Raw genomic sequence first — 21446 nt, forward strand, 5'->3', positions numbered from 1 at the left:
TCCGACTGATTCCACAGACAGAGAGACATCATGCTTCGTCCCTTCCTCATCATCGGCGTCGGAGGCTCCGGCGGTAAGACGCTCCGCGGCCTGAAGTACCAGCTCGAACTCAAGCTGCAGCAGGCCGGCTGGTCCGGTGGTCTTCCCGCCGCCTGGCAGTTCCTGCACTTCGACACCCCCACAGTGCAGGACGGCGTCGACTACCCGGCCCCCTTCCTGCCTGCGCAGGAGTACAAGGGGCTCGTCTCGGCCGGAGCGAACTACGACACGGTCTACAAGACGATCGAGGGCGCGCACGCGACGAACCAGAGCGTTCATGCCGACATCCGCCGCCAGCTCCCCGACCCGCAGCGCGTCCGCGTCGACGTCACCAAGGGCGCCGGTCAGTTCCGTGCCGTCGGTCGCGCCGTCGCGCTGTCCTCCACGCGGGACATCGCGGTCGCCGCGCGGAGCGCGATCGCCCGGCTCGGGGATGCCGCGGCGCTGGCCGAGCTCCAGACCCTCGGCCGTGCTCTGCGTGCGAGGGACGAGTCGGCGAACAGCAGCCCGACCGTGATCGTCGTCTCCTCCGTCGCCGGCGGCTCCGGGGCAGGGCAGTTCCTGGACATCATCGAGATCGTCAAGTCGACCGCGAAGCAGTACCCATGGTCGAACGAGGTCTTCAGCATCCTCTACGCCCCCGACGTCTTCGACCAGCTGGGTGTCACCGCCGGAACGCCGGGGAACGCGCTCGCCGCGATCGCCGAGACGATGAACGGCTTCTGGACCGACACCCCGTCGAACTCGACGATCGAGCTGTTGCAGACGCAGGGCGTGGCCCCGTCATACGGCGGCGCGCGCGATCGCGTCGGCGCGGCATACCCGTTCATCGTCGGACGCAGCAACTCCAAGGTGACGTTCGCCGACCAGAGCGAGGTCTACAACGCCGTGTCGGCCAGCCTGTCGGCGTGGATCACCGACGACCGCGTGCAGGACAGCATCACGGCTTATGCCTCGGGCAACTGGCAGGCGCGCGTGGGCGCGAACGTGCTTCCGGACGCGACGGGTCTCATCAACTCGGCCCACCACTCGCCTGCCTTCTCGTCCATGGGCTTCGGGCGCGTGACGCTCGGCCGCGAGAAGTTCTTCGAGTACTCCGCCGAGCGGCTCGCGCGCTCCGTCATCGATCGGATGCTGTACGCGCACACCGAGGCCGACCCGCTGTTCGCCCAGCGCACCGAGGCCGAGTGGATCTCGGTCCGCGCCGATCAGGACTATCAGCTCTTCATCCGCGAGCTGCGGCTGAACGAGGACACCGACGACCACAACGATGTCGTCGACCGGCTGCGCCCTGCCGCCGAGCGCTCGGCGCTGGCCACCCGGCTCGGGCAGGACATCCAGATGCGCCTGAACGATCCCGGCCAGCTGGACAAGAACGGCGGGCTCGACCTCACCACGTGGAGTCAGCGTCTGCTCGCGGAGTGGTCGGTGCGCAAGCCGGAGCTGCTGCGCATCGAGCAGAACCACCGTCAGGTGCTGCTGGACACCTGGGAGCGCGAGGCGCCGGGCGAGATGCTGCGGGTCATCGCCGAGCACGCGTCGACCAATGGCCTGCCGGTCGTGGTCGAGCTGCTCACGCGTCTGGAGCGCACCCTCAAGAGCACGGTCGACGGGCTCGAATCCGAAGCGCAGATGCACGAGGAGTGGGTGCAGTCGCTGCCGTCCCTGGTCAGCGAGCAGCTCCAGAGCGCCCCGAATCAGCAGTCGATCCGCCCGGATCAGGATGCTGTCATCGGCGCGGTCGAGCGCATCCAGCAGGCGTTCGAATGGGCCGCTGAGGCGCCGCTGCGGCGGAGCGCGGCGCAGTTGCTGAACGAGATGCGACGAGAGTTCCTCAGCCCGCTGCGCGTGCACTTGGAGGGCGCGTACCAGGAGCTGGCACTGCGCGTGAAGGCGCGCAAGACCGCTGACGACCGCGACAACGACTACGACTTCTGGCCCAAGCGCGAGGATTCGACGGTTCCGCGCAAGTACACACCGGCCCCGAACGAGCGGCTGCTCGTCGAGCAGGATGAGTACCCGCGCGAGTTCGAGAGCCTGATCCGCTCCACGTTCTCGGAGGGGACAGGGCGTTTCGCCGACGGCATCCTCGATGCGGTGCGCGAGCTCATCGTCGGCGTCGCGCCGGTCTCCCGGAACGAGGAGGACGCCGGCACGTGGTCGATGATCGATCAGTCGCGCACCTGGAAGCCCTCGGTCACGGCCGATCCGGAGGCATCGCGGTCGCCGCAGAACCCGCGGTTCACGATGGCGACCACGCCGGATGCCTACGTCGACCGCGCCCGGAAGTGGATGCGACGCGAGGGCACAGCCTTCAACGCGTACGTCACCGAGGATCTGCGCAGCTTCTTCGACGAGTCCGAGCTCGCTCCCGACGTCTTCGGCCGTCGCCGGGAGAAGTTCCGCGAGCAGCTGCAGTCCGCGCTCGGAGCGAGCGAGCCGCTCGTCAAGCTCAACCCGACGCTCCTGCGGCTCGTGCACGACAAGTCGGTCAACGAGGCGACCAGCCTCGTGTTCAGCTCGATCCCGTTCAAGGCGGGCACCGAGATGTACGCGGTGACCAAGCAGGTGCTCGGCGCGATGGGGTTCTGGAACGACGCGGTCTCGGACAGCTGGTTCCAGGATGCCAGGGTCGAGGGCATCGAGGTCTTCGCGATGAGCGGATTTCCGTACCAGCCGATCGTCATGGACTCGGTGATGGAGCCCATCGCGCGCGACTGGCTGCGGCAGTCGAACACGCAGGAGAGCCGCGAGGCGTTCTGGCGCTTCAAGCGTTCGCGACTGCTCGGCGAGGCGATCCCGGCCGATCCGACCGTGATCAACGCCATGATCCGCGGCTGGTACGTCGCCAAGGCGCTCGGCTGGCTCAAGGTCGACGCGGACGGCGGCGAACGCGGTCCTGGACTGTCGCTGTGGGACCCCGAGTCACGTCGGCACGCCGGATTCCCCCGACCGCTGCTGGACACCCGGCGCACGCAGCCGTACGACTACCCCGGCGTCGTCATGCAGTCGCTGACGATCGCCCTCGCGCTGTGCAACACGCAGGAGTCGCTCGAGCCGCTTCGGCCGTATCAGATCCTCGCGTTCCTCGGCGGTGACGACCTCGAGATGTCGGACACCCTGGTGCGCTGGGTCCAGGAGGGCCGGCTCGCCCCGGATGCTCCGACTCCGGATGCCGCGCGGGCCGGCGAGCAGACCGGCACGCTCGCGTCGCGTCAGCAGGCGCTGCGCGACTACTTCGGCGCCGAGTACGTCAACTTCCGCTCGCAGGTCGCCGAGCACGACTTCTCGGTGTCGGTGTACGACTACCCGGTGAGCTGGGAGATCCGTCACCAGGTCGCCGCAGCGCTGCAGAGCCTGTCGTCGGCCGTGATGGCGACGCGCGCCGTCGATACCGGAGTCTGACGTGGTCCGTTCGTCCTGGCCTGATCGCAAGGTCAGCGTGATCCTGCTCCCCAGCGGTCAGCAGGGGGAGTCGCTGCTCGCGCTCGCCGGGGAGTGGACGCGGATGGGCCTGCTCGGACCCGCCCTCTGGGTGCGCCCCGAGAGCGTGCGTCGTGCACGGTCGGGGCCGCCGCGCATCGGCGCGAGCATCCTCGTGCTCGACCGGGATCATCGGATGACCGAGGTCGACGTCGATCTGTTCGAGACGCTGGCCAGGGAGAGCCTCGCGCTCGTGCGGCTGGTCAAGCTCCGCTCGGCCGTGCCGTCGCGCGAGGTCGACGCCGAGCAGGACGAGATCGCGGAACAGGTGGGGGAGTACCTCGTCAAATCCATGCCGATGGCGGTGCCGTCGGTGAGCATCGCGGATCAGCCGACCGATCTCAGTCGGCTCACGCTGATCTGCGCGCCGACCGAGTTCCAACTCCAGCAGCGCGTCGATTGGGCGGCTTCCGAGTACGGCACCGTGGTCGTGGCCTCGCCGGAGGACCGGTCGACCCCGTGGTCGGGAGATGCGTTCGTCCGAGACAACGACCGCTTCGTCGGCTTCGCCCTGATGCATCTCGCGAGCGTCGCGGGGCTCTGGAACGGCGCTGGCATCGGCAGCTTCGAACTGGTGCAGCGTGAGGCGTCCAGTCATCAGAGCGTGTGGGTGTCGCGCGTGTTCGTGAACGCGGTGATCACCGAGGCTCTCGGGCGACGGACGGCCGCGCAGGTGCTCGACATGGCCAGCAGGGCCGATTCGCTGCTGATCGATCCGAGCGCAGGGTCCCCGCCGACGGGCACGGCCTTCATCGAGGACCACCTGGTCCCCGGTTACGTCGACCGGATGGTCGAGGCGTCGATGTCGCTCGATCAGGGGGCGCTGAGCTTCCACCCGATCGACGAGGAGCGAGAGCCCGACCGTCGACGCATCGGAATCGGCGAGCAGCTGGGGCGGTTCTCGTCGTTCAGCGTCGACAAGCTCGCATCGATGCCGCGCTGGACGTGGCGCTGGATCACCTCGCGGACCGGCAGGGCGCTCACGCGTCAGCTGCAGTCCGATGACGGGACGCACATCGTCGGTCAGGACTACGACGCGGTCCTGGATGCGCGGGATGCGCGGCTCATCGCGCGCCGTGACGCGATCTTCGACACCGAGAAGACGGCGCGCGCCGCGATGGCGGCCCCGGTGGGCATGAGCAGCGTGCGAACGACGCCGCGGCTGTGGGCGCGCCTGCGCGAACTCGTGTTCGGCTCCCTCGACGGCAGCTCGGATCTCACCGAGCTCGGATTCGAGAGGATCGAGGAGAAGGTCCCGGTCTTCGGTCGGGTCTCGGACGTGTTCCCCGACCCCGATGACATCTGGACGGTCGAGGGCGGTCCCGCGAACCTCCCGCTTCCGGTCGACTGGTATGTCCTCGCCACGGGCGAACCCCGCACGCATCTGGCCGCCTGGGCCAGCGCTGGCGTGGGCGAGGCCCAGCAGGCGGCGAACGAGGTCGCCGCGGCAGAGCACGCGTTCCGGCTGCTTCCCGAACCGGTCTCGGCTCAGGCCCCGCGGACGACGACGATCGCCGCGGCCATCGCGCAGGACGAGGCTCCGGCGGGGCCGGCTGTGCTGGCCGACGAGTCGGCATCCGAATCCGTCGAGGTCGCCGCACCGTCGGCCGACACGCAGGAGCAGGCTCAGGCGCCGACAGGTGCGGATGCCGCCGACACCGGTGCTCCGCACCCGGCGCCCGACGCGGAATCGGACGACACGCATCAGCTGCCGGTCGCACAGGAGGAATCCGGCGACCCGTCCGAGCCAGATGGCCAGGCAGAGGACGCCGATCCGCCCGCGGCATCCGAGGCGGAGACCGCACCCGCAGCTCCGGTGCCCGCACCCCCGGCGCCTCCGGTCGCGGCTGCACCGGAGACGCCGGAGCAGGCGGCGAATCGCGAGCACCGCGAGCAGATGCAGCGCGAGATGCGCGTGCAGTGGGAAGACGCCAGGGAGCGACGCGACGGCGCTGGAGTCCGGGCACGAGCCGCCGAGGACGAGCGCCGACGACGCGACGGCGCTCTTGCCTCCTACGACAGCTGGGCGGTGGCACGCGACCGGTCGTTCACGTGGCGCCTGCTGTCCGCGCTGAACACCGACCGCACCGCCGCGCAGGCGGCCGTGTCGCGCTACGCGCGCGAGATCGATCGACTGCGTGCCCCGATGCCCGGCGAGCTGATCCGCCTGCGAAAGGCGTTCCACCGCCGCATGCTCATCTCCTGGCTCGTGATCATCGGAGCTGTCGCCCTGATCGAACTGCTCCCGCTGCTCATCCCGCAGCTGCGGGATTCTCTGCGCGGTGTGGGCTTCTGGTATCCGGACACCTGGATGACCGTCACCGCTGCGCTCGTGATCGGTGCGATGCTGACCGTGGGATTCCTCGCCGCCTACCATCGGGGCTGGTCGACCTTCCAGCGGCACGTCGACCTCACGCACGCGCACCTCGAGCACATCTCGGACGCATCTAGGCATGCCAGACGCGAGCTCGCACGGTTGTCCTCGCTGCATCGGCAGACTGTCGACTGGCTCGATCTGCTCGCCAGAGCGGTGCACCACCCGTGGGCGATCCGTCCGGAGTGGGAGTCGAAGCCGGACTACGAGGTGGCACGCGAATCGCTGCCGTTCGCGATGAACATCGGCACCGTCGTCGAGACCGACTACGCGGCCGCGACCCGGCTGCGGCGGATGACCACAGAGCACCTGCTCCGGCGCGGCTGGCGAGCGGATGCCTTCCGGGACCTCGTGCGCGAAGTCGGTGCCGAACTCGGCCAGGACGGAGCGTCCTTCGGTGTCGGCGCCCTCGATGATGATCTCCCGCACTCGTCGAACAACGCCAGACGGATGCTGCGCGACGCCATGTCCCAGGAATCGGTCCTGACCCGCGTCGCCGCCCCTCGGCTGCGGGAGCTGATGGGGGAGATCCAGCGGCATTCGTTGCACGGCAGCAAGCCGCGGGTCATGGCGATCGACGACAACCCGTTGCACGCGCTCGCGCAGATGACCGACCCGGTCGGCGGCGACGACGGCATCGCCTGGGACGACTTCCTCCTCGATTCCCTGGCCGGACGCCGCGAGCCGGTGACGCCGCTCAGTGCGACCTGGCTCGCTCAGCGCCAGGTGCAGGAGGGGCACCATGAGAACGTCACGAGCTACCTCGTCCTGCCGGACCGGCTCGAGCGTCAGTTGGACTTCCACAACGACGCCAGGGTCGTGACAGCGCCGTTCCGCGGCTCGGGACGCGCCGGGATCGACCTGGTCTGGCGCGTGGACGTCGCCGGCCCCCTTCCGATCGCCGCGATCGGACTGTGGGACGCACCGCACCGCGCGGTGGCGATCGAGGTCGACCCCGACACGTACGACAGCGGCGTCTGACGTGGCGCCCGCTCCACCCCCGCGTGAGCCGGGGGCGTATCCGCCTGCGCCAGGACGCGTCGCGCCGCCACGTCCCTCCCGCGCGCCGAGCGGAGGCCGAGCGACGGGTCGCGGCCGGCGTCGCGGCAGGCCCGTGCGTCTGCGAACTCTCTGGTGGGGCGTTGCCGCCGCGATCGTCGTCGTGGCGGTCGCGATCGGCATCGGCGTCGCGAACCCGAACTCCTCGCCCGCCGCCGGCGGGCCAGCTTCAGTGCACCCGACGACGCAGCCCTCGGCCGCGGAGACTCCGGATGCCGCGAAGAGCCCGGATGCGGGGCCGACTCCGGATGCCGCGACGACTCCTTCGGCGGCGGAGACGCGGCCTCCCGCGGCCTCCGATCCCGACCCCGTGCGGACGGATGCACCCGGCGTGCCGGCGCTCGAGACGCTCGCGGGCCTCGCGACGGTCTCGGGGTATGCGCCGTACGACTACGACCGCGATCTGTTCGGTCAGCGCTGGGCGGATGTCGACCGCAACGGCTGCGACACCCGCAACGACATCCTGGGACGCGATCTGCGGGATCCGGTGTTCAAGGCCGGGACCCGTGACTGCAAGGTGCTCACCGGCGACCTGCTCGACCCGTACGACGGCTCAGCAACGGCGTTCGTATCGGGTCAGAGCACGTCGGTGCTCGTGCAGATCGATCACGTCGTCGCGCTCGGATGGGCATGGGAGCACGGCGCGTGGGCGTGGAACGACGACCAGCGCACGGCGTTCGCGAACGATCCGGCGAATCTCGTCGCGGCCGCGCAGCACACGAACCAGTCCAAGAGCGCGTCTGGACCGGCCGACTGGCTGCCGCCGGAGCCGACGCTGCGCTGCGCGTATGTCGAGCAGTGGGTCGCCGTGCTGGGCGCGTACGCCCTCGGCATCGACGATCGCGACCGCGAAGCGGCCCGCGCCGTGCTGCTGACCTGCTGACCTGCTGACCCGCCGACCTGGTGACCGCCCGCCGACCCGTCGGCCTGGTGACAGACGGGCCGACCTGCTGACCCGCTGCTACGACCGCCCGAATCGGCGATGCGCGGCCTGCTTGCTGACGCCGAGTGCGCTCGCGATGGCCTGCCACGAGTAGCCGGCGGTGCGCGCCCTGCGCACCTGGGCCTCTTCGGAGCGTGCGATCTCGCGGCGCATATGGGCGAGACGGTGCAGTTCGGCGATCGGCTCACCGGCCGGATCCGTGGCGTTCGCGGTTCGGGTGCTCATGATGACCTCCTGATCGTCAAGGTATATTGACGTCAGAGTTGCTGTCAACTTTTATTGACGATCGACCGAGCGATGTCGTGATGGGATGGACTCATGATCATCCCGCCTCCGCTCGCACCCGGTGACCGCGTCGCCGTGCTGTCGCCGGCCTTCGCCGCACCAGCCGTCGCTCCGGCGCTGCACGACCAGGCCATGCGCCGATTGATCGAGCTCACCGGGCTCGCTCCGGTGGAGTACCCGACCACCCGGCTGCTCGATGCGAGCCCCGAGGCGCGGGCGGCAGATGTCGACGCCGCGTTCGCAGACCCGTCGATCCGCGGCATCCTGGCGACGATCGGCGGAGACGATCAGATGCTCGTGATCCCGCACCTGGACCCTGCCCTCGCCCTGGCCGACCCGAAGCCGTTCGTCGGATACAGCGACAACACGAACATCCTGAACTGGCTGTGGGGCCTCGGCATCGCCGGGTACTACGGCGGCTCGACGGCCGTGCATCTGGGACCGGGCCCCGCGGTGGACGACATCCATGCGACATCGTTGCGTGCCGCGCTGATCGACCGGGGCGAGATCGAGATCACCGAGCCAGGCGAGTCGGAGGACGTGGGCCGACGCTGGACGGACCCGCGAGCACTGACCGAGTTCGGCGATCGCACCGCGACGGAACCGTGGACGTGGGCCGGTCCGCCCTCGCGCGTCGATGGTCCGACGTGGGGCGGCTGCCTCGAGGTGCTCGACGGCATCGCCTGGGTCGATCGGCTGCCGACGGCAGCCGATCTCGAGGGCGCGATCCTCCTCATCGAGACGAGCGAGGAGCGCCCGTCCGTCGGCTGGGTGACGCGCTGGCTGCGCGGACTCGGCGAACGCGGCATCCTGAGCGCTGCGGCGGGTGTCGTCGTCGCCCGTCCACCGGTCAGCGACTTCGAGTTTCACCCGACGGATGCCGAGGCCCGTGCGCTCCGAGATGCGCAGCGGGATGCCGTGATCGAGACGATCGCGCGCTACAACCCGGAGGCGGTCGTCTGCGTCGGGGTGCCCTTCGGGCACACCAGACCGCAGTGGATCCTGCCGTACGGCGGCACCATGGTGCTCGACGGCAGGTCCCGCAGGATCTCCGCGCGCTACTGACGCGGATCGACGCTACAGCGCGGCGCCCACTCCGAGATCGGATTCGTAGTCGTGGTCCTTGGTCTCCGGCGTGAAGATCAGCGCGATGAACGTCAGCACGCCCATCGACGACAGGTACACGCCGACGAGCCAGGGCTGACCGTCCACGAGCGCCCACAGGGCGACGGCGATGAACGGCGCCACGGCCGCACCGAGGATCGACGACACGTTGTAGGCGATCGCCGAGCCCGGGTACCGGACGTTGGTCGGGAAGAGCTCCGGCAGCAGCGCACCCATCGGTCCGAAGGTCGTGCCCATCAGCACGAAGCCGAAGATGAGGAACGCCTGCGTGAGCGCGCCGGTGAACTTCGGGTCGGCCTGGGGGAGCAGGAACACGTTGAACAGGAGACCGAAAACGATGATCGCGCCCGTCGTCCACAGCAGCAGCTTGCGCCGGCCGATGGCATCCGCGATCGGCCCCGACAGCAGGGCGAAGATGCCGAAGAACACCACGCCGATGATCTGCATGAGCACGAAGTCGGCGTCGCCTTGCGGCCGTACCTGTCGCCGAAGTGGCCGAACACGACGGCGCCGATGGGGCGCGCGACCATGGCGGCGCCGAACACGGCGAACGAGGCCAGCAGCGACGCGGTGTCGTTGTCGCTGGGGAAGAACAGGACGGGGAAGACGAGAACCGCGGCCGTCGCGTACGCGTAGAAGTCTTAGAACTCGATGGTGGTGCCGACCAGGCTCGCGGTGATGACGCGCGAGCGGGGGTTCGCCGGCTTGGTGACTGAACTCATCAGGGATTCCTCCGGTGTGCCCGAACGGGAAAAGAGCACACCGGAATTTACGCCCGGCTGTGCATTCGCTGTGGGATCTCGCGTCGTCGCGTCACTCGCTGAGGTCGCCCAGCGACGCCTCGGCGACGAAGGACGCGACCGGCGCGAGCACGTTCTCGAGCTCGAGCACCACGATGCGGTTCTCGCCCTGGACGGTCGCGGGCCGAGGGACGAAGAGCGTCGTCTGCGGCCCGTTGCGCCAGTAGCGCCCCAGGAAGAAGCCGTTCACGAACGCGTAGCCCTTGCTCCACGACGAGGTGTCCAGGAACAGATCGGACGCGGCGTCCAGGGCGAATTCTCCGACGTACGCGACAGGACCATCGCCGTCCGCGACGGCGCCGTCCGCGACGGCCGTCGCGATCTCCGCCACGTCCAGAGCCGTGGAGGTCCAGCCGACGAGCGGTGCGCCGTCGAGCAGGGGCGTCGTGATCATGCCCTTGTGCTCGCCGAGGCGATGGTCGTAGTTCACGCGGCCCTGGTCTTCGACGAGGATGCTGAGCCGCTGCCCCGCCGGCAGTACGATCGCGCGATCGTGGCGGGTCCGCGAGAGCGTCCCGACGCGCTGGCCGTCGACGCTCACCCAGGCGAGGTCGCGGATCTCCTCGTCGACTTGCAGGAGGCCGCCGGTGAAGCCGGCGGGCAGCTCGGCGTCGTAGCGCACGAGCGCGCTGAGGTGACCGAGGTCGTCGAACGAGACAGGGGCGTCGGATGCCGGGGCGGTGGCCGCAGCATCCGTCCACGTGCCTGCGGGCCGCAGGTCGACGGAGAGCTCGGGGGCGGGCTGCGCTGCGGGCGGGACCTCGGCGGGGACGGGGGCGTACTTGGCGATGACGTCGCGCAGAGCGAAGAACTTCGCCGTCGGATCGCCCGCTTCATTCAGCGGGGCGTCGTAGTCGTAGGAGGTCGCCAGCGGCAGATAGCGGCCCTTGTGGTTGGCGCCGTTGGTGAGACCGAAGTTGGTCCCGCCGTGGAACATGTAGATGTTGACCGATGCGCCGGCGGCGAGCAGCGCGTCGAGGTCGCCGGCCGCGGCGGCGACATCCGTCGTGTGGTGCACTCCACCCCACCAGTCGAACCAGCCGTCCCAGAACTCCGAGCACATCAGCGGGCCGGTGCGCTGATGCCTGCGCAGCGTCTCCAGGCGCTCGGTGCTGCGGGAGCCGAACGAACCGGTCTTGTGCAGCTCCGGCAGGCTGCCGTCGTCGAGCATCTGGTCGGTGGGCTGGTCGACGGTCGTCAACGGCACCTCGATGCCGGCGGCGCGCGTCACCCGGACGAGTTCGGCGAGGTAAGCCTTGTCAGAGCCGTAGGCGCCGTACTCGTTCTCGATCTGCACGAGCACGACAGAGCCCGCGCGATGGATCTGCCGCGGTGCCACGATCTCGTACACGCGCTCGAGGAATCGGGTGACGTCGGCGAGGTAGGCCGGGTCGGAGGAGCGCAGCGTGCGCTCGTCGGCGTCGACCCAGGTCGGCAGGCCGCCGTTGTGCCATTCGGCGCAGATGTACGGGCCGGGGCGGACGATCGCGTCCATGCCCTCGGCGGCGATCAGGTCGAGGAAGCGACCGAGATCGTTCCATCCGGTGGCATCCCACTCGCCGCGTCGCGGCTCGTGCGCGTTCCACGCGACGTACGTCTCGATCGTGTTGAGCCCCATCAGCCGGGCCTTGCGGATGCGGTCCTGCCACTGGTCGGGGTGCACGCGGAAGTAGTGCAGTGCCCCGGAGAGGATGCGGTGGGGTGCGCCGTCGCGGAGGAAGTCGGTGTCGCCGATGGAGAAGGTGGTCACGTGCCGTGCTTTCGGAGAGAGGTGGATCGGGGTGCGGATGCTCGAGGACCGAGCATCCGCACCCCGAACCTGAATATCACTTGTTGACGGAGAAGCCCTGCTCATTGCCGTACTGCACGAGCGCGTCTTGCCAGTCCGCGAGGCCGTCGTTCAGGTCGGTCCCGTTCTGGTAGGACTGGCCGACGGTGTCGCCGAAGATGCTGTTCGCGTAGACCTGGTAGGGCAGGTAGTTCCAGCCCTCGACCACGTCGTCCGCTGCCGCAGCGAGCACCTCGTTGATCTTCTGGCCGCCGAAGTACTCCGGAGCGTCCGCGAGGAATTCCTCGTCGGCGAGCTCGGCGGTGGTCGATGGGAATCCGCCGGACTCGAGGAAGATGTCGATGCTGTCCTCGCTGTTGTTCAGCCACCACAGGAATCCGGCGGCGAGCTCCGGGTTCTCGCTCTGCTTCGTCACGGCCTGACCGCCGCCGCCGTTCTCGGCGCTGGCCGGCTGGCCGTCGTAGGTCGGCATCGGGGCGACACGCCAGTCGCCGGCGCCGTCCGGAGCGCCGGAGATCAGGTTGCCCGGCATCCAGGCGCCGATCACGAGCGTCGCGATGCTGCCGTCGCCGAGACCGCGGAACCACTCGTCGCTCCAGCTGCCGGTGGGGGCGATGAGGTCCTCTGCGATCAGACGGTTCCAGTTCTCCGTCCACTTCTGCGAGCCTTCGTCGGCCAGATCGATGGTGACATCGGTGCCGTCCGTGGCGAACGGCTGGCCGCCGGCCTGCCAGATCATGCTCGTCGCGAAACCGGCGTCGCCGATGTCGTTCGTGATGTACTTCGTCGGGTCGGCGGCGTGGATCGCCTTGGCCGCCTCGTAGTACTCGTCCCATGTGGTCGGGACGGCGAGGCCGAGCTCGTCGAAGACGGACTTGTTGTAGAACAGCGCCATGGGCCCGGAGTCCTGCGGCAGGCCGTAGATCGCGTCGCCGTCCGTCACGGAGTTCCACGTGGAAGCCGTGTAGTCGTCCTCGAACTCGCCGAAGCCGTACTGCGACAGGTCGACGAAGGCGTCGGTGAGGGAGAACTGCGGAAGGGCGTAGTACTCGACCTGCACGACGTCGGGGGCTCCTGAGCCGGCCTTGATCGCGTTCTGCAGCTTCGTGTACTCGTCGTTGTTGGTGCCGGCGTTGACGACGTTGACGGTGACGTTCGGGTACTCCTTCTCGAACGCCTCGACCTGCGCCTCGGCGGACGGGGTCCACGACCAGTACGTGATCTCGCCACCGGCTTCGAGCGCGGCCTCGACGGAGTCGAACGACCCGTCGCCGGTTCCGCCGCCGGCGTCGCCGCCGGTGCTGCAGCCGGCGAGGGCGACGGCGGCGACCGTGCCAGCGGCGACCATCGTCAGCGCCCGCCGGATGGCGGGGGAGGGAAGGTGCTTCATTGCTGTGTCCTTACTTTCTGTGTGGTGCATTCAGGGGAAGTCGATCACTGCTTGACGCTGCCGGCGGTCAGACCGGACTGCCAGAAGCGCTGCAGCAGGAGGAAGGCGATCACGATCGGGATGATCGTGATGAGCGAACCCATGATCACGAGGTTGTAGATCGGCTGGGACCCGGCCCCGATCGCCTGCGCGCTCCACTGGTTGAGGCCGACGGTCAGGGGGTACCAGGCCGGGTCCGAGAGCATGATCAGCGGCAGGAAATAGTTGTTCCAGGTCGCGACGACCGTGAACAGAGCAACCGTCACGATGCCGGGCGCGAGCAGACGGATCGAGATCGTGAAGAACGTCCGGAACTCACCAGCACCGTCGATGCGCGCCGCCTCCAGCAGTTCGGTCGGCACGGACTCGGAGGCGAACACCCAGATCAGGTAGAGCCCGAACGGGCTGATGAGCGACGGGATGATCACTGCCCACGGCGTGTTCGTGAGTCCCAGCTCGCTGAACAGCAGGAACGTCGGCACAGCCAGAGCTGTTCCGGGCACGGCCACGGCGCCGAGCACGATCGCGAAGACCGCGCGGCGACCGGGGAAGCGGTACTTGGCGAGCCCGTAGCCGGCCAGGGTCGCGAGCAGCGTGGCACCGCCCGCACCGACGACGACGTACAGCAGAGTGTTGCCGAGCCAGCGCAGGAAGATGCCGTCGCGGTACGTGAAGGTCTCCACGAGGTTGTCGAAGAACGCGAAGTCGTCCGCGAACCACAGGCCGAACGAGCTGAACAGGCCGGACTGGGTCTTGGTCGAGGCGAACAGCAGCCACACCAGCGGGATCAGCGTGTAGAGCGCGTACACGATCATGACGATCAGCAGCGTCTTGGACTTGCGCGGGTTCAGCGGGTCGTTCGCGATCCGCTTGTCGCGTGCGAGGGGGAGAGCCATCTCAGCGCACCTCCGGGTTCGAGCCGCGCAGCTGCACGACGTAGGCGATCACGGCGGTGATGACGCCCATGATGATCGCGATGGTGGCCGAGTAGTTGAACTGCTGTCCGGCGAAGGACAGGTTGTACGCGTACATGTTCGGCGTGAAGTAGGTGGTGATGACGTTCGGTGCGAGCGGGCGCAGGATGTTCGGCTCGTTGAAGAGCTGGAAGCTGCCGATGATCGAGAAGATCGTGGCGATCACGAGTGCGCCGCGCACCGAGGGGATCTTGATCGAGAAGATCGTCCGCCAGGCGCCAGCGCCGTCGAGCGCCGCGGCTTCGTACATGTCGGTCGGGATGGTCTTCAGGGAGGAGTAGAAGATCAGCATGTTGTAGCCGACGAACTCCCACGTGACGATGTTTCCGATCGAGACCAGCATCCATTCCTTCGCGAACGGCGTGAGCGCCTGGATGCCGAGGAAGTCGTTGATGTTCGCGGTCAGACCGAACTGGTCGCCGTAGATGTATCCCCACATGAGCACGGCGACCACGGCCGGCACGGCATAGGGGAGGAAGATCAGGATGCGGAAGAACGAGGCTCCGCGCAGCCGCGCGCTGTCCAGCGCGAGCGCTGCGCCCAGCGCGAGCACGAGCATGATCGGCACCTGGACCACGAGGAAGATCGCGACCCGGCCGAACGCCTCCCAGAACTGCGGATCGCTCAGAGCGCGCACGTAGTTGTCGAAGCCGACGAATGCGGTGCCGCCGATGAGCTTGTCCTGGAAGAAGCTCAGGTAAAGCGCATAGAGCAGCGGGGTGAGGAAGACCAGGGCGAACACGACCATGAACGGGCCGACGAAGGCCCATCCCTTCCAGTCGCGTCGTTCGCGGCGTGGGATGCCGGTGGCCGCTGGCGCTGCGGCGAGCTGTGTCGTCATCGACGAACCTTCTTACGGTGGTGGGGCGCGACCTGCGCCATATGTCAACGTCAACATACGTGATTCGATGCTAGTGTGTCAACGTCAACACATGAACGGATGAGTGATCGTGTCCCCAGAGCTCCCGGCAGAGTCGCCGCAGCGCAGGCGTGAACCGTCGATGGAGGACGTCGCCCGAGAGGCCGGCGTCTCAGGGCAGACCGTGTCCCGCGTCGTGAACGCGCGAGGGTACGTCGGCGCCTCGACGCGCACACGGGTCGAAGAGGCCATGCAGCGCCTGGGTTATCGACCCAACAGCGCAGCGCGGGCTCTGCGCTCCGGACGGTTCCGTGCGATCGGCGTCGTCATGTTCTCGTTCAGCTCGTACGGCAATCAGCGCACGCTCGACGCGATCGCGGTCCGTGCAGCGCAGACGGGGTATGCGCTCACGCTCATTCCGATCGAGTCCAGCGCGACCGAGACCGTAGCCGGGGCCTTCCGTCGGCTCGAGGAGCACGCGGTCGACGGCATCGTTATCGTCCTCGAGGCGCATCAGCTGGATGAGTCGGCGGTGGAGATCCCCGCCGGCGTCCCTGTGGTCTTCGTCGACTCGAGTCGCGAGACCACACGGCCGTTCGTCGACACCGACCAGGCGCAGGGCGCACGACTCGCGACCGAGCATCTGCTCGATCTCGGGCACGCGACGGTGTGGCACGTCGCCGGGCCGGAGAAGTCCTATTCGGCCGAGCGCCGACGGCAGTCGTGGCAGGAGACGCTGGAGGAGCGCGGATGCCGCGTCCCCGACGCCCTCGTGGGGGACTGGTCAGCGGATTCGGGTTATCAGGCCGGGGTCCGGCTGCGCGACGAGGTGGACGTGACCGCCGTCTTCGCCGCGAACGACCAGATGGCGATCGGCGTCCTTCGGGCGTTCCGCGAGGTGGGCCGCGATGTGCCGGGGGACGTCAGCATCGTCGGCTTCGACGGCCTGCCGGATGCCGCGCAGCTGTGGCCGCCGCTGACGACCGTGCAGCAGCATCCGGAGCGCGTCGGTGCGGCGGCGGTCGATCTGCTGATCGCTGAGCTGGACGGAGAGAGCACGACCTCGATGCCGCTCATCGGCACAGAGCTCGTCGTCCGCGAGAGCACGACGCCTCCGCGCGCGCTCGCTCGCTGAGCGCGCGTCGAAACACCTCAGCCGTCGAGCGGCGTCAACGCCAGATCGCGGCGATGCCGGCGTTGACCAGGGTCAGGATGCCGACGAGCCAGAAGATCGCGGGCGGCACGGACCCCGTCTTGCGCTGCTTGGCTCGGCCGATTCCGAGCAGCGCGCCGATCGCGATCAGAACGATGAACTTGGTGCCGATCTTCGCGTAGTTCATCTCGACGCCGTCGGGCAGGCCCCACGGCGCTGCCAGGGCGAGCCCCGCGAGACCCGCGACCAGCAGGCCGTAGTCCATCAGCTTGGTCAGCTCGCGCTTCCCGCCGAACGCCTGCGTCGCCCACGCGCCGAACAGCGTCGCGAATCCGATCAGGTGGATGAACAGAACAATGTGGCGCAGGGTCTCCATGGCGCTCAGGGTACGCGGGTGGCACAGCCCCCCGCCAGGTAGGCTCCCCTGACCTCCCGCTGAGCCCCCGGCCTCTCGCTAAGCTCCCTGAGCCTCTCGCTAAGCTCCCTGAGCCTGTCGAAGCGTGCGCACCAGCAGCGCCGTGCGCAGCGCCGCATCCGCGGCCTCGGCGCCCTTGTCCTCCTTGGAGCCGTCGAGGCCTGCGCGATCGAGTCCCTGCTGCTCGTCGTCCAGCGTGAGCACCCCGAAGCCGACCGGCTTGCCCGCATCCAACGACACCCGGGTGAGCCCGTCGGTCGTCGCGGCCGAGACGTACTCGAAATGCGGCGTTCCGCCGCGGATGATGACGCCGAGGGCGACGACGGCATCCGCTCCTCCGGCGAAGGCCGCCTGCGCGGCCAGCGCCAGCTCGAACGAGCCAGGAACGCGCTCGAGTCGGTGCGTGGCGTGCGCGGCGTTGAGCGTGCGCTCGGCGCCGGCGATCAGGCCGTCGGTGATGGTGTCGTGCCAGGTTCCGGCGATGACGACGACGTTCAGTCCTGTCGCGTCGATCGGCTCCTGCGTCGTCGGGGCTCCTGCGCCGCTCATGCGTGGTCCTTTCCGTCGGCGAGAGCCTCGGCGAGCTCCGCCTCTCCGATGATGTGACCCATCCGGTCTCGTTTGGTCTCGAGGTACTGGTGGTTGTTGGGGCCGACGCCGACGATCAGCGGCACCTGCTCGACGACATCCAGTCCGAGCTCGCGCAGCTGCTTCACCTTGTCGGTGTTGTTGGTGAGCAGGCGCACCCTGGCGATGCCGAGATCGCTGAGGATGCCGGCGGCGGCCGCGTACTCGCGGGCATCGGCCGGCAGCCCGAGAGCCAGATTGGCGTCGACGGTGTCGAGCCCCTCCTCCTGCAGGCTGTACGCGCGCAGCTTGTTGATCAGGCCGATGCCGCGGCCCTCGTGGCCGCGCATGTAGATGACGACGCCGCCGTCCTTCTCGATCGCGTCCAGCGCGGCATCCAGCTGCGGACCGCATTCGCACTTGAGCGACCCGAACGCCTCGCCGGTGAGGCACTCCGAGTGCACGCGCACCAGCGCGGTCTCGCCCGGTTCGCCCGAGACGACCGCGATGTGGTCGGTGCCGGTGACGCGGTCCTTGTACGCGAGGAAGCGGAACGTGCCGTGCGCGGTGGGGACGGTGGCGTCCGCACGAAGGCTCACCCTGCGCTTTCCCGCAGCGGATGCCGTCGGTGACGCCTCCCGGGGATCGACCTCGTTCAGGTAGGAGATGAGCTGCTCGATCGTGATGACGGGGATGCCGTCGCGCTCGCCGAGCTCGAGGAGGCCAGGCAGGCGCATCATGCTGCCGTCCTCGGCGACGATCTCGGCGATCGCGCCGACGGGGCGGAGCCCGGCGAGCTTCATCAGCTCCACCGCGGCCTCGGTGTGCCCGCTGCGCTCGCGGACGCCGCCGTCGACGGCGCGCAGCGGCAGGACGTGACCGGGGCGGATGATGCTCGTCGGCGTCGAGCCCGGGTTCGCCAGGACGTTCAGGGTGTGCGCGCGGTCGTGCGCGCTGATGCCGGTGGTCACGCCCTCCGCCGCATCCACGCTGACCGTGTACGCGGTCGAGCGGGCGTCCTCGTTGGCCTCGACCATGGGCGGCAGGTTCAGCTGGTCGGCGAGGTCGGTGGGCATCGGCGCGCAGATGAAACCGGACGACCAGCGCACGGTCCACGCGACCCATTCCGGAGTGGCGAGCTCGGCGGACAGGATGACGTCGCCCTCGTTCTCGCGGTTCTCATCGTCCGCGACGATCACTGGACGGCCGGCGCGCAGGGCATCCAGGGCCGCGGGAATGGTGGCAAGGCTCATCGCGAGCCTCCTTCCGGAGCAGAACGGAACGCGAGCAGACGCTCGACGTGACGGGCGAGGATGTCGGTCTCGAGGTTCACGACGTCGCCGACGACGCGGGATCCGAGCGTCGTGGCCGCGAGCGTCTCAGGGATCAGCGACACCTCGAGCCAGTGCTCAGTCGCGTCGCCGGTCGCGGGGCTCACTGCGCTCACCGTGAGCGAGGTGCCGTCGATCGAGATCGATCCCTTGTCGACGACGAGCGGGGCGAGGTCGGCGGGGAGCGCGACTCGCAGGACGCTCCACTGATCGCCGGGCCGCACCTCGACGATGCGCCCGATGCCGTCGACGTGCCCCTGCACGATGTGTCCGCCCAGCCGTGCGCCGACCGGCATCGCCTTCTCGATGTTGACGGTCGTGCCGACGGATGCCGAGGCCAGCGCCGAGACATCGAGAGTCTGCTTCATGACATCAGCGTCGAAGGTCTCCGGCGTGGAGTCGACGACCGTCAGGCAGACGCCGGAGACCGCGATGGACTCGCCGTGCACGGCATCAGCGGCGGCGCCCGGTGCGCGCACCGTGAGACGCCAGCCGTCTCCGGACGGGGCGATCGCGGTGATCTCGCCGATCTCGGTGATGATTCCGGTGAACATCAGCTTCCTTCTTCCGTTGAGTCTCGGGCGACAGGGCGGGCGATGACGAGCAGGTCGGGCCCGAGGGGCACCCACTCGTCGACGGCGAGTCGTCGTGCGTCGACGATCGTGTTCACGCCGATGTCGGTGAGGGCGAGGCGTGCACCGCCGAGCAGGACAGGGGCGACGTAGACGAGGATCTCGTCGGCCAGCCCTGCGGCCAGGAAGGCGCTGGCGAGGGTCGGCCCGCCCTCGATGAAGACCCGCTGGATGCCGCGGCGGTGCAGGTCGGCGAGGACGACGTGCAGATCATGCGTGTCGAAGTGCAGCGGCGCATGCGGGTGGTGCTGGATCGCGGCATCCGCAGGGATCCCGCGCGCGCCGATCACGACAGGCACCGGCTGGTCGGGAAGCAGGGCGTCGCCGTCGCGTGCGGTCAGCGACGGGTCGTCGGCGAGCAGCGTGCCCGTTCCGACGACGATCGCTCCGGATGCTGCGCGGCGACGGTGCACATCCGCACGCGCCGCGGGGCCGGTGATCCATTGGCTGGTGCCATCGTCCGCCGCGGCGCGGCCGTCCAGGCTCTGCGCCCACTTCACGGTGACGTGCGGGCGGCCCAGCCGCTGGGCGGTCAGCCAGCCGGCGATGACGTCGCGCGCGGCATCCGCCTGCTCACCGGCTTCGACCTCGATGCCGGCGGCACGCAGTCGGTCGGCGCCGCCCCCGGAGACGGCTCCGGGGTCATCCAGCGCGTAGACGACGCGGCTGACGCCGGCGTCGATCAGTGCGAGGGCGCACGGCCCGGTGCGTCCGGTGTGGTTGCAGGGCTCGAGCGTGACGACGGCGGTGGCTCCGCGCGCCGCACCCGGTGCGAGCTTCGAGAGGGCGTCGACCTCGGCGTGCGCGGTGCCGGCCCCCTGGTGCCACCCCTCGGCGATGACGTCGCCGGTGGGGGAGAGGAGAACGGCCCCGACCTGCGGGTTCGCTCCTCGGGGGCCGCGGAGGGCGAGTTCGAGCGCGCGGGTCATCGCCCGGTGCTCTGACTCGGTCACTGCCATCGGTCATCCTCTTGTTCAAGGTTTCCCGGGGTGGCCGAGGACGCGCGTGCGCGCCCCGTGCTGCCTCCTATCCGGACTAGCGAGAGAATTCTCGCATCACCGTCGGTACCGGAATTCCACCGGATCGGCGCCTCGGATGAACCGAGGCGTTCGCGGACTGTCACCGCCGGTTCGGATTCTCACCGACCCCGGAGCACGTGTGCTGCTCTGAGTGTAGTCAACGCGCCTGAGCGCATTTCATTCCGTGACTACTTCAGCAGCCGGGACAGCCGGCGGTCCGCGAGCACCTTGCCGCCGGTCTGACAGGTCGGGCAGTACTCGAGCGACCGGTCGGCGAAGAACACGCTGCGTACGGTGTCGCCGCACACCGGGCACGTCTCACCGCGGCGCGCGTGCACCTGCATGCCCCGGCGCTTGGCGTCCTTGAGGTCGGCCGGCGGCTTGCCAGAGGCCTCGGCGACGGCATCGCGCAGCGTGTCCTGCGTGGCGGCGTACAGCCGGTCGATCTCGCCGTCGTCGAGGGTCGCGGCGATCGCGTAGGGCGACATGCGCGCGGCGTGCAGGATCTCGTCGCTGTAGGCGTTCCCGATGCCGGCGATCACGCCCTGGTCGCGCAGGAGCCCCTTGATCTGCGTGCGCCGCCCGGCGAGCAGGCCAGCGAACACGTCGCGGGAGAAGTCCGGCGTGAGCGGATCGGGTCCGAGGCGTGCGATACCGGGGACGTCCTGCGAGTCGCGGACGACGTAGACGGCGAGCGACTTCTTGGTGCCGGCCTCGGTCAGATCGAACCCGCTGCCGTCATCGAGGGCGACGCGGAGCGCGATGGGGCTCTTGCCCGGCTTGATGAGGGTGGTCGGCAGCTCGTCGTACCACCGCAGCCAGCCCGCCTTCGCGAGATGGAACACGAGGTGCAGGTCGTCGCCGCATGCGAGATCGATGAACTTGCCGTGCCGCGCGGCGCTCGTGATGGTCGCCCCGTGCAGCGCCGTGTTCGGCGGGTCGAACGTCTTCAGCGCCGCGATCGCCCCGACGCTCGTCTTCGTGATCGTGCGATCCGTCGCGCGCTCGCCGAGGAAGTCGACGAGCCCCTGGACCTCCGGCATCTCAGGCATGAGGTCATCCTGTCACCGGCATCCGACGTTGTCACGGCGTGCGACGCGGCAACGGGCCGAGAGGACACCTCACCCCGGTAGATGCCCCAGATGGCATGACTGTCGTCTCCCGGCATCC

Annotated in this window: 16 protein-coding genes, 1 pseudogene and 1 riboswitch; of the genes and pseudogenes, 5 read left to right on the forward strand and 12 right to left on the reverse strand. The window is 69.0% G+C overall.

The window, feature by feature from the left end:
• Positions 1-30: 30 nt before the first annotated feature.
• From ACWAT3_RS08055 to ACWAT3_RS08065, 3 genes are all read left to right on the forward strand, one after another.
• Entirely contained in the window at positions 31-3444 is a 3414-nt protein-coding gene (locus ACWAT3_RS08055; RefSeq protein WP_460797366.1) for a tubulin-like doman-containing protein, read from the forward strand.
• A 1-nt stretch (position 3445) separates the two neighbouring features.
• Positions 3446-6877 (forward strand): hypothetical protein, encoded by a 3432-nt coding sequence (locus ACWAT3_RS08060; RefSeq protein WP_460797368.1) that lies wholly within the window; start codon positions 3446-3448, stop codon positions 6875-6877.
• A gap of 133 nt (positions 6878-7010) precedes the next feature.
• Positions 7011-7838 carry an HNH endonuclease family protein gene (locus ACWAT3_RS08065; protein WP_460797370.1) on the forward strand — a complete coding sequence of 276 codons (828 nt, stop codon included), beginning with the start codon at positions 7011-7013 and terminating at the stop codon, positions 7836-7838.
• Positions 7839-7916: 78 nt separating this feature from the next.
• On the opposite strand, the gene ACWAT3_RS08070 is transcribed toward ACWAT3_RS08065, so the two are convergent.
• Complete coding sequence (locus tag ACWAT3_RS08070; protein WP_460797372.1) at positions 7917-8123, reverse strand: AsnC family protein; 207 nt, start codon at positions 8121-8123, stop codon at positions 7917-7919.
• Positions 8124-8216: 93 nt separating this feature from the next.
• Between ACWAT3_RS08070 and ACWAT3_RS08075 the strand changes: the two genes are divergently transcribed.
• Positions 8217-9248: an LD-carboxypeptidase gene (locus ACWAT3_RS08075; protein ID WP_460797374.1), complete on the forward strand. Its 1032-nt coding sequence runs from the start codon at positions 8217-8219 to the stop codon at positions 9246-9248.
• A 12-nt stretch (positions 9249-9260) separates the two neighbouring features.
• Here the strand turns inward: ACWAT3_RS08075 and ACWAT3_RS08080 are convergent.
• The 5 genes and pseudogenes from ACWAT3_RS08080 to ACWAT3_RS08100 all read right to left on the reverse strand — a co-directional run bounded on the left by ACWAT3_RS08080 (position 9261) and on the right by ACWAT3_RS08100 (position 15141).
• Positions 9261-10030 (reverse strand): annotated as a pseudogene (locus ACWAT3_RS08080) (MFS transporter).
• 91 nt (positions 10031-10121) lie between these two features.
• Positions 10122-11858, reverse strand: a complete 1737-nt coding sequence (locus tag ACWAT3_RS08085) for a glycoside hydrolase family 35 protein (RefSeq protein ID WP_460797376.1) — start codon at positions 11856-11858, stop codon at positions 10122-10124.
• Between the two features lie 76 nt (positions 11859-11934).
• A complete protein-coding gene (locus ACWAT3_RS08090; RefSeq protein ID WP_460797378.1) occupies positions 11935-13287 on the reverse strand; it encodes an ABC transporter substrate-binding protein in 1353 nt (450 codons plus the stop codon).
• 44 nt (positions 13288-13331) lie between these two features.
• A complete protein-coding gene (locus ACWAT3_RS08095) occupies positions 13332-14222 on the reverse strand; it encodes a carbohydrate ABC transporter permease (RefSeq protein ID WP_460797380.1) in 891 nt (296 codons plus the stop codon).
• Between the two features lies 1 nt (position 14223).
• On the reverse strand, positions 14224-15141 hold the full coding sequence (locus ACWAT3_RS08100; RefSeq protein WP_460797382.1) for a carbohydrate ABC transporter permease: 918 nt from the start codon (positions 15139-15141) through the stop codon (positions 14224-14226).
• Between the two features lie 160 nt (positions 15142-15301).
• Here ACWAT3_RS08100 and ACWAT3_RS08105 point away from each other — a divergent pair, with 160 nt between their 5' ends.
• Positions 15302-16294, forward strand: coding sequence for a LacI family DNA-binding transcriptional regulator (locus ACWAT3_RS08105; RefSeq protein WP_460797745.1), 993 nt, complete (start codon positions 15302-15304; stop codon positions 16292-16294).
• Between the two features lie 34 nt (positions 16295-16328).
• Here the strand turns inward: ACWAT3_RS08105 and ACWAT3_RS08110 are convergent, their stop codons facing one another.
• The 6 genes from ACWAT3_RS08110 to ACWAT3_RS08135 all read right to left on the reverse strand — a co-directional run bounded on the left by ACWAT3_RS08110 (position 16329) and on the right by ACWAT3_RS08135 (position 21328).
• Positions 16329-16688, reverse strand: a complete 360-nt coding sequence (locus ACWAT3_RS08110) for a Fe-S protein (RefSeq protein WP_460797385.1) — start codon at positions 16686-16688, stop codon at positions 16329-16331.
• A 99-nt stretch (positions 16689-16787) separates the two neighbouring features.
• Positions 16788-17276, reverse strand: coding sequence for a 6,7-dimethyl-8-ribityllumazine synthase (gene ribH, locus ACWAT3_RS08115; protein WP_460797387.1), 489 nt, complete (start codon positions 17274-17276; stop codon positions 16788-16790).
• The gene (gene ribA, locus ACWAT3_RS08120) at positions 17273-18547 is read right to left on the reverse strand and encodes a GTP cyclohydrolase II (RefSeq protein WP_460797389.1); all 1275 of its coding nucleotides are present in this window, start codon (positions 18545-18547) and stop codon (positions 17273-17275) included. The genes ribH and ribA overlap by 4 nt, the downstream gene beginning before the upstream one ends.
• On the reverse strand, positions 18544-19179 hold the full coding sequence (locus ACWAT3_RS08125; protein WP_460797391.1) for a riboflavin synthase: 636 nt from the start codon (positions 19177-19179) through the stop codon (positions 18544-18546). Before ACWAT3_RS08125 ends, ribA begins: the two co-directional genes overlap by 4 nt.
• Positions 19179-20216: a bifunctional diaminohydroxyphosphoribosylaminopyrimidine deaminase/5-amino-6-(5-phosphoribosylamino)uracil reductase RibD gene (gene ribD / locus ACWAT3_RS08130; RefSeq protein WP_460797393.1), complete on the reverse strand. Its 1038-nt coding sequence runs from the start codon at positions 20214-20216 to the stop codon at positions 19179-19181. Before ribD ends, ACWAT3_RS08125 begins: the two co-directional genes overlap by 1 nt.
• Positions 20217-20270: 54 nt before the next feature.
• A riboswitch (FMN riboswitch) is annotated at positions 20271-20416 on the reverse strand.
• Positions 20417-20464: 48 nt separating this feature from the next.
• Positions 20465-21328: an Fpg/Nei family DNA glycosylase gene (locus tag ACWAT3_RS08135; RefSeq protein ID WP_460797396.1), complete on the reverse strand. Its 864-nt coding sequence runs from the start codon at positions 21326-21328 to the stop codon at positions 20465-20467.
• Positions 21329-21446 lie beyond the last annotated feature (118 nt).

It is taken from the genome of Microbacterium sp. GXF0217, assembly GCF_054798195.1.